This window comes from Thermocrispum agreste DSM 44070, assembly GCF_000427905.1.
Classification (GTDB): Bacteria; Actinomycetota; Actinomycetes; order Mycobacteriales; family Pseudonocardiaceae; genus Thermocrispum; species Thermocrispum agreste.
Genome location: NZ_KE386603.1, coordinates 980,218 through 993,268 on the forward strand (window position 1 = coordinate 980,218; position 13,051 = coordinate 993,268).

Below are 13,051 nucleotides of genomic sequence, written 5' to 3' on the forward strand. Positions count from 1 at the left end.
CGAAAGCCGATGACTGAGCGAGAAGACTGGACCGGCAGGCAGCTGGAGCTCGAGGTGGGGCCGGTCGCGCACGGGGGCCATTGCGTCGCCCGCCACGACGGCCGGGTGGTCTTCGTGCGGCACGCCCTGCCCGGGGAACGGGTCGTTGCCGAGGTGACCGAGGACCGGCACAAGTCGTTCTGCCGCGCCGATGCGCTGGAGATCGTGCGTGCCGACGATCGTCGGGTCACCCCGCCGTGCCCGCTTGCCGTGCCCGGTGGGTGCGGCGGGTGCGACTGGCAGCACGCCGCACCGTCGCTGCAGCGCGAGCTGAAAGCTGCGGTGGTGGCCGAACAGCTGCACCGGCTCGCCGGCATCGACACCGACGTCGTGGTGGAACCGCTGGAGCCGGCCCCGCTGGGCTGGCGGAGCCGGGTGCGGCTGGCCGTCGGCAGGAACGGCAAGGCCGGGCTCCGTGCGCATCGCAGCCACACGGTGGTGCCGCTGCAGGGCTTCGGGTGCCCGATCGCGGTGCCGGAGATGCTGGACGGCGTACTGGCGCGCAAGTGGCGTCCACGTGCCGAGGTCGAGGTCACCGCGGACGGTGACGCTCAGGTCCACGTGCAGGTGATCGAGCAGGTGCGCGGCCGGACGCGGCGTCGGCAGCTGGCCGGTGGCCGGGCGCGTGAGCACGCGGCCGGGCGGGACTGGCAGCTGGCGGCGCACGGCTTCTGGCAGGCGCACCCGGCCGCCGCGGACACCTACGCCCGCGTGGTGGCCGAGTACGCGCAGGCAGAGCCCGGGTCGCACGCGTGGGACCTGTACGCGGGGGTCGGGCTTTTCGCGTCGGTGCTGGCCGAGCAGGTCGGGGAGCAGGGGAGCGTGCTGGCCGTGGAGTCTTCCCGCTCCGCGGTCGCTGACGGCGAGCGCAACCTGTCCGACCTGCCGCATGTCCGGTGGCGTGCGGAGCGGGTCGAGCGGATGGTGCAGACCGAGGCCGGCGATCCCCAGGTTGTGGTGCTCGATCCGCCACGCAAGGGGGCGGGGGTCGAGGTGGCTCGGGCTATCGCCGAGCGTCGGCCGGCCCGTGTGGTGTACGTCGCGTGTGATCCTGCCGCCTTGGCGCGGGACGTGGCGACGTTCACCGAGGCCGGGTATCGGCTCGCTGACCTGCGGGCATTCGACGCGTTCCCGATGACGCACCACGTGGAGTGCATCGCACTGCTCACCGCGAGTTGATCATCGGGCGGGTAGCGTGGTGCCCGTCCGGGCATCCGGGCATCTCTACACTGGCAGGAACTGCCGGGGCCGGGCGGATCCGCCGGATCCCGGTGGTCGGCGCGACGAGGCGAGGTGGGACATGACGCTGCTGGACCAGGTTCGCGGACCGGGCGACCTGAAGCGGATGAGTCAGGTCGAGCTGGCCGCGCTGGCCGCGGAGATCCGCACGTTCCTGGTGGAGAAGGTGTGCCAGGCCGGCGGGCATCTCGGGCCGAACCTGGGGGTCGTCGAGCTCACCTTGGCGCTGCACCGGGTGTTCGACTCACCGCACGAGCCGCTGCTGTGGGACGTCGGCCATCAAAGCTACGTGCACAAGATCGTCACCGGCAGGCAGAAGGGCTTCGACCTGCTCCGCCAGCGCGGCGGGGTCAGCGGCTATCCGTCGCGGGCGGAAAGCGAGCACGACTTCGTCGAGAACAGCCACGCCTCCACCGCGCTGTCCTATGCCGACGGGCTGTCCAAGGCTTTCGAGTTGCGCGGCGAGCAGCGGTGCGTGGTGGCCGTCGTCGGCGACGGTGCGCTGACCGGTGGCATGTGCTGGGAGGCGCTGAACAACATCGCCGCTGCCCAGCGTCCGGTGGTCATCGTGGTCAACGACAACGGCCGCTCCTACCTGCCGACCTTCGGCGGGTTCGCCGAGCACCTGGCGTCGCTGCGGCTGCAGCCGTCCTACGAGAAGGTGCTGCAGCGCGGCAAGGACATGCTGCGGCACACCCCGGTGGTGGGGAAGCCGCTGTACGCGGCCGCGCACGCGGCCAAGGCCGGGTTGAAGGACGCGCTGAGCCCGCAGGCGATGTTCTCCGACCTGAAGCTGAAGTACCTCGGCCCGGTCGACGGGCACGACATCGCGCAGCTGGAGTCGGCGCTGCGCAAGGCGAAGGCGTTCGGTGGCCCGGTGATCGTGCACGTGGTCACCGAGAAGGGCCACGGCTACCCGCCGGCGGTCAACGACGAGATCGACCAGATGCACCAGACCGCGCCCGCGTCGTCGGGCTCGGCCAGGAAGGGCAAGAGCTGGACGGCGGTGTTCGCCGACGAGCTGGCCGCGCTGGCCGACGAACGCCCCGACCTGGTGGCCATCACCGCGGCCATGCTGCACTCCACCGGCTTGCACAAGTTCGCCGGGAAGTACCCGGAGCGGGTCTTCGACGTGGGCATCGCCGAGCAGCACGCGGTGACGTCCGCCGCGGGCCTGGCGATGGGCGGTCTGCACCCGGTGGTGGCGATCTACGCGACGTTCCTCAACCGGGCGTTCGACCAGGTGCTCATGGACGTCGCGCTGCACCGCCTCGGCGTCACGTTCGTCCTGGACCGGGCGGGCATCACCGGCCCGGACGGCCCGAGCCACCACGGGATGTGGGACCTGTCCCTGCTGGGCGTGGTCCCGGGCATGCGGGTGGCCGCCCCGCGTGACGAGGCGACGTTGCGCGAGGAGCTGCGCGAAGCGGTCGCCGTCACCGACGGGCCGACCGCCGTGCGGTTCTCCCGGGGCAGCGTCGGCGCGCCGATTCCTGCCGAGCGGCGCATGGGCACCGTGGACATCCTGCGCACGCCCGCCGGCGGCGCGGACGCCGACGTGCTGCTGGTGGCCGTCGGGGCGTTCGGCGAACTGGGCGTGCAAGCCGCGGCGAAGCTGGACGACCAGGGCATCGGAGTCACCGTGGTGGACCCGCGCTGGGTGCTGCCGGTGCCGGAGGAGCTGGTCGCGTTGGCCAAGCGGCACCGGCTGGTGGTCACCGTCGAGGACGGCGGCAGGCACGGCGGCTTCGGCTCCGCGCTGGCCGCGGTGCTGCGCGACCACCAGTGCGACGTGCCGCTGCGGGATCTTGCGGTGCCGCAGCGGTTCCACGAGCACGGCAGCCGTGGCGAAGTGCTCGCCGGCCTGGGGCTGACCGCGCAGGACGTGGCGCGCCAGGTGACCGGGTGGGCGTCGTCGCTGTCGGAGGCCGGTGTCGCGGAGGCCGCCGAGCGGCGCTAGCGCCACGCCGAGGCGGGTTTCAGCTTCTTCTCAGCCATCTGTGCAGTCAGTTGTGGCACGGTGAAGACGTGCGAGTTCTGGTAGTCGAGGACGAGGAACCTCTCGCGCAGGCGGTCGCCCGCGGCCTGCGCCGGGAAGGCATGGCGGTCGACGTGGCGTTGACCGGTGACGAGGGGCACGAGAAGGCCATGATCACGCGCTACGACGTGGTCGTGCTGGATCGTGACCTGCCCGGTATGCACGGCGACCAGCTGTGCGAGGAGATCATCAACTCCGGCGAGCTCACCCGCGTGCTCATGCTGACGGCGAGCGGCACCGTGGAGGACCGGGTCGACGGCTTGTCCCGTGGCGCGGACGACTACCTGGCCAAGCCGTTCGCCTTTCCCGAGCTGGTCGCGCGGGTGCGTGCGCTGGCCCGCCGGGCCACCCCGCCGACGCCGCCGGTGCTGGTTGCGCGGGACGTCAGGCTGGATCGCGCCAAGCGCACCGTCACGCGGGCCAGCGGGCCGATCGAGCTGACCCGCAAGGAGTTCGGGGTGCTCGAGGTGCTGATGGCCGCCGGCGGCTCGGTGGTGTCCAGCGAGGAGCTGCTGGAACGGGTGTGGGACGAGAATGCCGATCCGTTCACCACGACGGTGCGGGTCACCGTGATGACGTTGCGCAAGAAGCTGGGCGAGCCGGGGATCATCGACACCGTGGTGGGGGCGGGCTACCGGATACCCGAGGCCGGTACCGTGTCCCAGTGATCTTGTCGTGATCGTCAAGCGAGCGGTGGCGCACCTGCGCGGGTTGCGGGGGCGCTTCACCCTGCTGGCCGTGCTGCTCACCGCCGCGGTCAGCGTCGTGCTGCTGGTGCTGGCCTGGCTGCTGGTGCGCGACGCGGCGGCCACGGTCCCGCAGCTTCCACCGGGCACCAAGGTGCGTGTCGACGACGCCCTCGTCGACGCGTCGGCGCTCACGGCCCATCTGCAGCAGCAGGCGCAGAACAAGGTCGTGGTGGCGGGCATCATCGCGTTCGGCTGCGTCGTGCTGGCCGCCGGCATCCTGGCGTGGGCCCTGACCACGCGGGTGCTCCGGCCGCTGGCCGAGATCACGGCCACCGCGCGCCGCCTGTCCGCGGAGTCGTTGCACGAGCGCATCGGCCCGTTGCGGCCGCGGGACGAGCTGGCGCGGCTGGCCGAGACGATCGACGAGATGCTGGACCGGCTGGCGCACGCGTTCGACTCGCAGCGCCGCTTCGTGGCCAACGCTTCGCACGAGCTGCGCACCCCGTTGACGGTGATCCGCACCGAGCTCGACGTCACGCTCTCCGACCCGGATGCCGACGAGGCCGAGTACCGCCGCATGGCCGAGGTGGTGCGGGCAGCAGCGCAGCGCGCGGAACGGCTGGTCAGTGCGTTGTTGCTGCTGGCGAAGACCGACGCGGCCGGCGTGTCCGCCAGGGAGCCGGTCGATCTGGCCGCGGTCGTGCGCAGTGCATGGGAAGCCGTGCGGCCGGAAGCCGAGGAACGTGGCCTGCGCGTCGACATGGCCATCGCCCCGGCGCCGACCATGGGTGACCCGGCATTGCTGGAGCGCGTGGCGGGCAACCTGCTGGAGAACGCCGTGCGGCACAACGTCGACGGCGGATGGATCACCGTGCACACCACGGCGGACGCCACGTCGGCGCAGCTGGTGGTGCGCTCGTCCGGGCGCACGGTCGATCCGGCCTCGGTGCCCGAGCTGTTTCAGCCGTTCCACCGCGGGGCAGGGCGAGTGGCCCGGTCCGGTGCGGGGCTGGGCCTGTCCATCGTCCGCGCCGCGGTGGAGGCGCATGGCGGCACGGTGCGCGCAGAGCCGGTGGACGGCGGGGGTCTGGCCGTCACCGTGATCGTGCCCAGTACGTAGCCGCTCAGTCCGTCTTCGCCCGTAACGCCCGGCTCAGCGGCAGGGCGGTGAGCTCCACCTGCCACGGGCGGGCGCCCCAGCCGGTGAGCAGCCGGGCGATCGAGTCCGCGTCGGTTTCCGCGGGCGGCTCCCAGCACAGCCTGCGGACCAGTTCCGGCAACAGCAGGTTCTCCACCGGTACCCGGTGCTGCTCGGACAGTTCCGCCAGCGCCGAGCGTGCCGCGGTCAGCCGGGCGGCCGCTTCCGGGTGCCGATCGGCCCAGCGGCTCGGCGGTGGCGGGCCCTCGCTGGGCTGGCTGGGGTTCGGCAGCTCGTCCGGGGGCAGTCGGCGGGCCTGTTCGATGTGCCGCATCCACAGCGTCGACAGCGAACGTTGCCGTTTGCCTCCGAACACGTCCAGCGCCCTGAGCTCGTCGACGGTCCTGGGGTTGCTCAGCGCGGCGGCCACGATGGCCTTGTCCGGCAGGATCCGGTTCGGCGCCCGGTCACGGTTGCGGGCGAGTTCGTCGCGGGCTTGCCACAGGGCGCGCACCACGGCCAGCGCACGGGGGGAGCGGATCTTGTGGATGCCGGAGGTGCGCCGCCACGGCTCCGGGTGCGGTGCAGGCGGGGGAGCGGCCAGGACCGCGGCGAACTCCTGTTCGGCCCAGTCCAGCTTGCCCTGGCCGGCCAGTTCGGTGGCGAGCTTGTCCCGCAGCGGCAGCAGCAGTTCCACATCCAGCGCGGCGTAGCTCAGCCATGCCTGCGGCAGCGGGCGGGTGGACCAGTCGGCCGCGCCGTGCCCCTTTTCCAGACGGTACCCGAGCAGCTGCTCCACCATGGTGCCCAGGCCGACCCGCTGGTACCCGGCCAGGCGCGCGGCCAGCTCGGTGTCGAACAACTTCGGCGGGCGAAGCCCGAGTTCGGTCAGGCACGGCAGGTCCTGCGACGCGGCGTGCAGCACCCACTCGCAGTCGTTGAGCACCGCGCGCAGTGGCTCCAGCTTGCCGGCCAGTGCGATCGGATCGATCAGGTGTGTGCCCGCGCCGTCGCGCCGCAGCTGGATCAGATACGCCTTCGGCCAGTAGCGGTAGCCCGACGCGCGTTCGGTGTCCACCGCGATCGCTCCGGTGCCCCCGGCCAGCGCGGCACAAGCGCGCGCCAGCGCTTCCTCGTCCTCGACCACGTCGGGAACGCCGTCCCGGGGCTGCCGCAGCAGGATCGCGTCGGTGGAGGGCTGGTCGGCTGCGGAGCGTGTGTCGTTCACGGCCCGCAACCCTACGCCGACAGTGCCCCGTCGGCGTAGGGTCCGGCCGTCACGTCGATCACGATGGTCAGCGGATGACCCCCGCCCGCATGGCCAGTGCGACCATCTGGGCCCGGTCACCGGTGCCGAGCTTGCGCCCGATCCGCGACAGGTGGGACTTCACCGTCAGCGCGGACAGGTTCAGCGCTTCACCGATTTCCTTGTTGGACTGGCCGTCCGCGACGAGCTGGAGCACCTGCACCTCACGCGAGGACAGCTCGCGCGGGGTGTTGTCGGTGCCGGGGACCCGCGTCCCGGTGGCCAGTACCGGAGCGACGCCCGGGTCGGCGTACACGCCTCCCTCGAGCACCCTGCGCACGCCGTCGGTCACCGCCATCGGTGACGCCGACTTGAGCAGGTACGCCTGCGCACCGGCCTGGAATGCGGCCCGCACGGCGTACGGGTCGTCCGACGACGCCAGCACGACCACCCGAGGCCAGCCGTTGCTGCGTAGTTCGGACACCAGCTCGATGCCGCTGCCATCCGGCAGGCCGAGGTCGAGGATGGCGAGGTCGCACGGCCCGGTGGCCGCTGCCCTCATCCTCGCTTCGGCGATGGTGGCAGCCTCGTGAACGGTGCCCGCACCCATCTGTGCGAGCCGAGCGGCGATCGCTTCCCTCAGCAGCGGGTGGTCGTCGACCACCAGCACGGAGAAAAGCTCCTCCCGCGGATGCGGAACCATGCTTGCTGGCAAGCTGCCAGCGGGCGTGGAACGAGCGGCCTGATTGAAGCCGACGGTAGCCACGTCACTACCTCCCTGGAGTCGGTCGTGCCCCCCGACCGGCACCGGCACTTTCGGCCGTTCAGCCGCGCCAGCTTTGAGCCGAAAGTGGTGTCGTGTGACGCACTCTAGCCGCCTGACAGGGTCAGTGGGGCGATCAAATGGGTAAGTATTTCGTTCTGTTGACTACTCAGAGTGGTGTGATTCACACGATCGGACTACTAATGGCGAAGGCAGTAACGCGGCACTCGTCCAAAGCGATGAACATCAGTTAACGGTTCGCTCGGCACGGTGAGTGGTTGTTGCGAGCAGACGAGCGGTCGGCGGCCGAGCGGTGCACGCCCGCAGCCTCCCATCGGCCGTATCACAGCCTCTGGCGCATTCCGATTCGGCCCCAATTTTCCAGTATCTTCGGTTGGCCGGTGACGCCGGGGTCGGCTGTGACGGCTCGCGCCGGCTCCGGTGCTGACACAGCGTCGCCGGGATCGGTCGCAGATTCCGCGTTACGGCAAGTGGTGGAACGGCTCGTCCGTCCCCCGCGGTGGTCACCGCAGCGATGTGCAGACGGCGTTCAAGGCCTGGTTCCGGCTTACCTTGGGGGGGAGGGCCGGACACGCGTGCGCAGCCGGCTCGACGTGCCGTCGCGGGCCACTCAGGGCAGCCGCAACGCAGGCCGTCGGCTTTCCGGCGGCCCCGGGCAGTGGGGTCAGGAACCGTGCCGCTGGCCGAAGAGCGTGACACCGACGGGTGGCAGGCCCACGACACTGGCCATCACGCGGCAGAACGCCTCGCCGTGCGGCCGAAGGTCGGGTGTCTTCGGCGTCCACGATGCGCGCAGTTCCAGGTCGTCGGTGCGGGCCGGGCCGGAGATGTCGCCGAAGCGGGCCGAGGACGTGGCGGTCACCGTGCCGCCGAGCGCGGTGTACTCGGCCGCCGTCGCCTCCAGTGCGTCGGTCAGCCAGGACCAGCCGACCGACAGCAGCAGGGGATCGCCCGCCAGCTCCGGATCGATTTCCGCGGTGACGTAGCCGACCAGCCGCAGCACGCCGTGCCACGGCTCGGGACCGTCCGGGTCGTGCAGCAGCACCAGACGGCCGGAGGCCACCACGTCGGCCGGCCCGGTCGCCTCGCAACTGAGCGCGTAGGACCACGGAGCGAGCCGCCGAGGTGGCCGGACCGGCTCGAGGACGAGCTCCGGGCGCGGTCGCACCTGGCGCAGTGCGTCCACGGCCGCCCGGAACACCTCGGGGGCGTGCGTCATCGCGGTCATCGGGGACGACTGTATGCCGGAAAACGCTTGCCGAGCCCGTAGGCACGCCGACAATCTCGCCCGGGTGTGGTGGGTCGTGCAGCGCGATCGCCCGATCGGCCGCCGCGCTGCGGTCGCCGTACGCCCGTCCAGGCGGATGATCGTGCGTTTACCCGGCGCACGGCGCGCGTCCGATCGGAGTACCGCCTCGCCGACGGCGCGCGGGGTCGGTGCATCATGCATCGGCCACGGTATGGGCCGTCGACGGGGCGGCGTTCGGTTTCGCAACTGTCGAGCAGAGCGGGGGAGGCCGTGCCGTCGGGTGGGGTGGCGAGCTTTGCGTGGCTGGCGCGCGGCAGGACGCCCGAAGGTGTACCAAGCCACTGGTACGGGTACCGGGCACGGATCGCGGCCGATGCCGTGGGATCATCGAGGCCGAGCCACTGGTCGAGGAGAGCGCCGTGCGTGTTGCCGAATCCCTGCGGGGGGACATCGTCCGTCGAGAACTGTCGACGGCGCCGTTCCTGGTGGCCGCGCGCGGCGGTACCCCGAGCCGGCTGCCGGTGTGGTTCATGCGTCAAGCCGGCCGCAGCCTTCCCGAGTACCGGCGGGTACGCGGCAGCGTGCCGATGCTCACCGCCTGCTTCGACCCCGGGATGATCACCGAGATCACCCTGCAGCCGGTACGCAGGCACGGCGTCGACGCGGCCATTCTGTTCAGCGACATCGTGGTGCCGTTGAAGGCTGCGGGTATCGGAGTGGACATCAAGCCGGGCATCGGCCCGGTCGTCGACCACCCGGTGCGCGACCGCGCAGGCGTGCGGTCGCTCCCGCTGCTGGAGCCTGATCAGGTCGACGCGGTGCACCAGGCGGTGCGCCTGCTGGTCGCCGAACTCGGCAGCACGCCACTCATCGGGTTCGCCGGGGCGCCGTTCACGCTCGCCTCGTACCTGATCGAGGGCGGGCCCAGCCGCAACCACGAGCACACCAAGGCGCTGATGCACTCCGACCCGCAGACGTGGCACGCCCTGCTGGACAAGCTCGCCGACATCACGATCACTTTCCTGCAGGCCCAGCTGGCCGCCGGGGTGGACGCGATCCAGCTGTTCGATTCCTGGGCCGGGGCGCTGGCCGAACGGGACTACCGCCGCTTCGTGCAGCCGCACTCGGCGAAGGTTCTCGCGGCTGTCGAGCAGGCGGGCGTGCCGCGCATCCACTTCGGGGTGGGGACGTCGGAGCTGCTGCCCGCCATGCGGGATGCCGGCGCCGACGTGATCGGAGTGGACTGGCGCATCTCGCTGACCACCGCGATCGAACGGCTCACCGCGAACGGCCGGCCGCTTCCGGTGGTGCAGGGCAACCTCGACCCCGCGGTGCTGCTCGCCGACTGGCCGGTGGTCGAGGCCGAGGTGCGGCGCATCGTGGCCGAGGGCCGTGCGGCGGCAGGCCACATCGTGAACCTCGGGCACGGCGTGCTGCCCGCCACCGACCCGGCCGTGCTCACCAGAATCGTCGAGCTGGTACACGGACTGACCCCGTGACGAGGTGAGCAGCCCGGTGGAGATCGCGGTCGTCGGCGGGGGAATCTCGGGGCTCACTGCGGCGGTGCGGCTGCGCAAGCTGCTCGGCCCCGCGGCATCGATCACCGTGTACGAGTCGACCACGCGCCTGGGCGGGAAGCTGCGCACCGTCGAGGTGGCCGGTGTTCCCGTCGACGTCGGCGCGGAAGCGTTTCTGCTGCGCAGGCCGGAGGCCGTCGAACTGGTCGCCGAGCTGGGACTGCAGGACGAGGTGGTGCATGCCGGCCCGGCCAGTCCGAGCGTACGGGCAAGTGGCCGTACGGTCGCCTTGCCGCGGCGGACGTTTATGGGAATCCCCGGCGACGCCGCCGAGGTCGACGGCGTGCTGTCCGCGAAGGGGGTCGAGCAAGTCGCCGCCGAGCGCACGTTGCCCCCGGTGCGGCTGCCCGCGCACGACGTGTCCCTCGGTCGGCTGTTGCGGCAACGGCTGGGCGACGAGCTGGTCGACCGGCTGGTGAGCCCGCTGCTGGGTGGCGTCTACGGTGCACGGGCGGACGATCTGGGACTGCGTGCCGTGTTGCCTGCCCTGGCGAAGGCGCTCGAGAATGGCGCGGGTTCGATCACCGCCGCTGCCGCCGGCCTGCTGCCACCACCGCAAGCGGGGGGAGGATCGCCCGTGTTCGGCACCTTGCGGGGCGGATTGCAGCAGGTGGCCGAACGGGCGGCACACGTGGCCGACGCCCGGGTGGAGCTGGGCACACCGGTGCGCGAGCTGCGCTGCACGGCCGCGGGCTGGCAGGTGACCGCGGCGGAGACCCGGTCGGTGGACGGGGTGATCCTGGCCGTGCCCGCTCCCGCGGCGCGTCGGCTGCTGGCCGGGTGCTCGCCCGAGGCCGCCGACGCCTACGGCCGCGTCGAGCTGGCCTCGATGGCCGTGGTCACCGTGGCGTTCCCGCCCGGCACCGAGCTTCCGGAAAGCAGCGGGTTGCTGATCGAGGAAGGCCAGCGCCGCTCCGACGGGTCCGCGGTGCTGAGCAAGGCGATGACGTTCACCAGCCGCAAGTGGCCGCACATCGGCGCCGCCGGGGTGATCATGCGTGCGTCGGTAGGTCGGTTCGGGCAGGCCGAGCAGCTGCGGATGACCGACGACGCGCTGATCGAGGGAGTGCTGGCCGACGTGGCCGACCTGGCAGGCGTGACCGTCGAGCCGATCGACGTGCACGTCCAGCGGTGGGGCGGCGGGCTGCCGTGCTACGGCCCCGAGCACGGCGAATGCGTCGCTGCGATCGACAAGGCGGTGGCCGGCCTGCCACGGCTGGAGGTGGCGGGCGCGCTGCTGGACGGGGTGGGCATCCCGGCGTGCATCGCCACCGCCGATGCCGCTGCCCGGCGCCTGGCGAGCCAGGTCACAGTGCCACACTGATGACATGACCGCCAAACCCGACGCAGCCCGGATCCGCGAGCTCAACGAGACCATTCGATACACGATGTGGTCGGTCTTCCGCGTCCAGCAGGGCGCGCTTGGCGAGGATCGCGGGCCCACCGCCGACGAGACCCAGCAGTACCTGGAGAGCCTGGAGGGCAAGGGCGTCACGGTGCGTGGCGTCTACGACCTGGCAGGCATGCGTGCCGACGCCGACTACATGGTGTGGTGGCACGCCGAGGAGATCGAGCAGCTGCAGGCGGCCTACAGCGGCTTCCGGCAGACCGCGCTCGGCCGCGCCAGCGTTCCGGTGTGGAGTCAGGTCGGCCTGCACCGGCCCGCGGAGTTCAACAAGAGCCACATCCCGGCGTTCCTGGCCGGTGAGCAGCCTCGCAAGTACCTGTGCGTGTACCCGTTCGTGCGATCGTACGAGTGGTACCTGCTGCCGGAGCAGGAGCGCAAGGAGCTGCTGGCCGAGCACGGCATGATGGCCCGCGACTACCCGGACGTGCGGGCCAACACGGTGGCGTCGTTCGCCCTCGGCGACTACGAGTGGCTGCTGGCTTTCGAGGCAGACGAGCTGCACCGCATCGTCGACCTCATGCGCACGTTGCGCGGGGCCCGTGCCCGGCGGCACGTGCGGGAGGAAATCCCGTTCTACACCGGCACCAGGGTCGCCCCGCCGGAGCTGGTCGCCGCCCTGCCCTGAGCGGCGAGGCCGCCTGTCGCGCCGACGGCCGGGCCTGCGGCCGCGGGAAGGCGTGCGCCGCACGCGCCGGCACGTGCGTGTGGCCGCCGGATGAGGGCCCGGTGCTCGGCGCATCCGCGCCGCAGGTCACCGGGCCTGGCGGCATGCCGTGCGTCTCCGGGCGGAGTGTGGTCACTCCTCCTCGGGCACCAGCTTCAGCGCGATCGAGTTGATGCAGTAGCGCTTGTCGGTGGGGGTGTCGTAGCCCTCGCCGGTGAACACGTGGCCAAGGTGGCTGTGGCAGCTGGCGCACAGCACCTCGACCCGCTTCATGCCCAGGCTGAAGTCGTCCCTGAGCAGCACCGCGTCGGAATCCGCCGGATCGTAGAACGACGGCCAGCCGCAGTGGCTGTCGAACTTCTCGTTGCTGGTGAACAGCTCCGCCCCGCAGGCCCGGCAGGTGTAGACGCCTTTGGCCTTGGTGTTCTCGTATTCCCCGGTGAACGGCGGCTCGGTGCCCGCTTCGCGCAACACGTGGTACTCCTCCGGGCTGAGTTCCTGCCGCCACTCGATCTCGGACTTGACCACTTTCGGCGTGGCGCCGACGACTGGCTTCATACCTACCATCCCAAGAATCCGCTGATCGTGTCCCACACGCTCACCGCGACGCCGAGCAGGATCAACGACACCACCAGCACGGCCATCGCCCGGTAGTGGCCGCGGACGCGGTTGCTCGATTCGGCGAACTCGGCGATGCCGTCCAGCGCGCCCTCCACGGTGAACCGGGGACCGGTGTGTTCCATCCGGTGCAGGTGCTCGGCGAAGGCCCGCGCTTCCGGGTCGTCCGGATCCAGGCCGATCAGGTCGTCGTGGAACCGGGCGTCGGGGCCCTCGGGCATGCGGGAGGTCATGTCACCACGGTATGTCAGCTCGACCGTGCCGTCGATGGCCGGCGATCGGCTTGCTCTGGGGCGTGCCCGGCGCGACGGTGCCAGCACTGGCGGGCTGCTGGTCTGGTGTGTGCCGGTTGGGTGTGGGGG

12 protein-coding genes are annotated in these 13,051 nt (G+C 71.5%); 7 read left to right on the plus strand and 5 right to left on the minus strand.

The annotated features are described in order from the left end of the window. Nucleotides 1-9 precede the first annotated feature (9 nt). The 4 genes from YWY_RS0114665 to YWY_RS0114680 all read left to right on the plus strand — a co-directional run bounded on the left by YWY_RS0114665 (nt 10) and on the right by YWY_RS0114680 (nt 5,125). Nucleotides 10-1,218 (plus strand): class I SAM-dependent RNA methyltransferase, encoded by a 1,209-nt coding sequence (locus YWY_RS0114665; RefSeq protein ID WP_028848224.1) that lies wholly within the window; start codon nt 10-12, stop codon nt 1,216-1,218. A gap of 121 nt (nt 1,219-1,339) precedes the next feature. Then, nucleotides 1,340-3,238 (plus strand): 1-deoxy-D-xylulose-5-phosphate synthase, encoded by a 1,899-nt coding sequence (gene dxs / locus YWY_RS0114670; protein WP_028848225.1) that lies wholly within the window; start codon nt 1,340-1,342, stop codon nt 3,236-3,238. 68 nt (nt 3,239-3,306) lie between these two features. Beyond that, the gene (locus tag YWY_RS0114675; protein ID WP_028848226.1) at nt 3,307-3,984 is read left to right on the plus strand and encodes a response regulator transcription factor; all 678 of its coding nucleotides are present in this window, start codon (nt 3,307-3,309) and stop codon (nt 3,982-3,984) included. Between the two features lie 10 nt (nt 3,985-3,994). Further along, nucleotides 3,995-5,125, plus strand: a complete 1,131-nt coding sequence (locus tag YWY_RS0114680) for a sensor histidine kinase (RefSeq protein WP_028848227.1) — start codon at nt 3,995-3,997, stop codon at nt 5,123-5,125. A gap of 4 nt (nt 5,126-5,129) precedes the next feature. Here YWY_RS0114680 and YWY_RS0114685 read toward each other — a convergent pair whose 3' ends face one another. From YWY_RS0114685 to YWY_RS0114695, 3 genes are all read right to left on the minus strand, one after another. After that, entirely contained in the window at nt 5,130-6,371 is a 1,242-nt protein-coding gene (locus tag YWY_RS0114685) for a ribonuclease D (protein ID WP_028848228.1), read from the minus strand. 67 nt (nt 6,372-6,438) lie between these two features. After that, entirely contained in the window at nt 6,439-7,155 is a 717-nt protein-coding gene (locus YWY_RS22170; protein WP_038045087.1) for a response regulator, read from the minus strand. A gap of 682 nt (nt 7,156-7,837) precedes the next feature. Beyond that, complete coding sequence (locus YWY_RS0114695) at nt 7,838-8,401, minus strand: DUF3000 domain-containing protein (protein WP_028848230.1); 564 nt, start codon at nt 8,399-8,401, stop codon at nt 7,838-7,840. Nucleotides 8,402-8,841: 440 nt separating this feature from the next. Between YWY_RS0114695 and hemE the strand changes: the two genes are divergently transcribed. The 3 genes from hemE to hemQ are packed head-to-tail and all read left to right on the plus strand — an operon-like array spanning nt 8,842 to nt 12,032. Beyond that, nucleotides 8,842-9,921, plus strand: a complete 1,080-nt coding sequence (gene hemE / locus YWY_RS0114700) for a uroporphyrinogen decarboxylase (RefSeq protein WP_051310295.1) — start codon at nt 8,842-8,844, stop codon at nt 9,919-9,921. 4 nt (nt 9,922-9,925) lie between these two features. After that, entirely contained in the window at nt 9,926-11,323 is a 1,398-nt protein-coding gene (gene hemG, locus YWY_RS0114705) for a protoporphyrinogen oxidase (protein WP_245566681.1), read from the plus strand. A gap of 4 nt (nt 11,324-11,327) precedes the next feature. After that, nucleotides 11,328-12,032, plus strand: a complete 705-nt coding sequence (gene hemQ / locus YWY_RS0114710) for a hydrogen peroxide-dependent heme synthase (protein WP_028848233.1) — start codon at nt 11,328-11,330, stop codon at nt 12,030-12,032. 171 nt (nt 12,033-12,203) lie between these two features. On the opposite strand, the gene msrB is transcribed toward hemQ, so the two are convergent. Together msrB and YWY_RS0114720 are read right to left on the minus strand one after the other, a co-directional pair. Beyond that, entirely contained in the window at nt 12,204-12,629 is a 426-nt protein-coding gene (gene msrB, locus YWY_RS0114715) for a peptide-methionine (R)-S-oxide reductase MsrB (protein WP_028848234.1), read from the minus strand. A gap of 2 nt (nt 12,630-12,631) precedes the next feature. Next, entirely contained in the window at nt 12,632-12,922 is a 291-nt protein-coding gene (locus YWY_RS0114720) for a hypothetical protein (RefSeq protein ID WP_038045088.1), read from the minus strand. Nucleotides 12,923-13,051 lie beyond the last annotated feature (129 nt).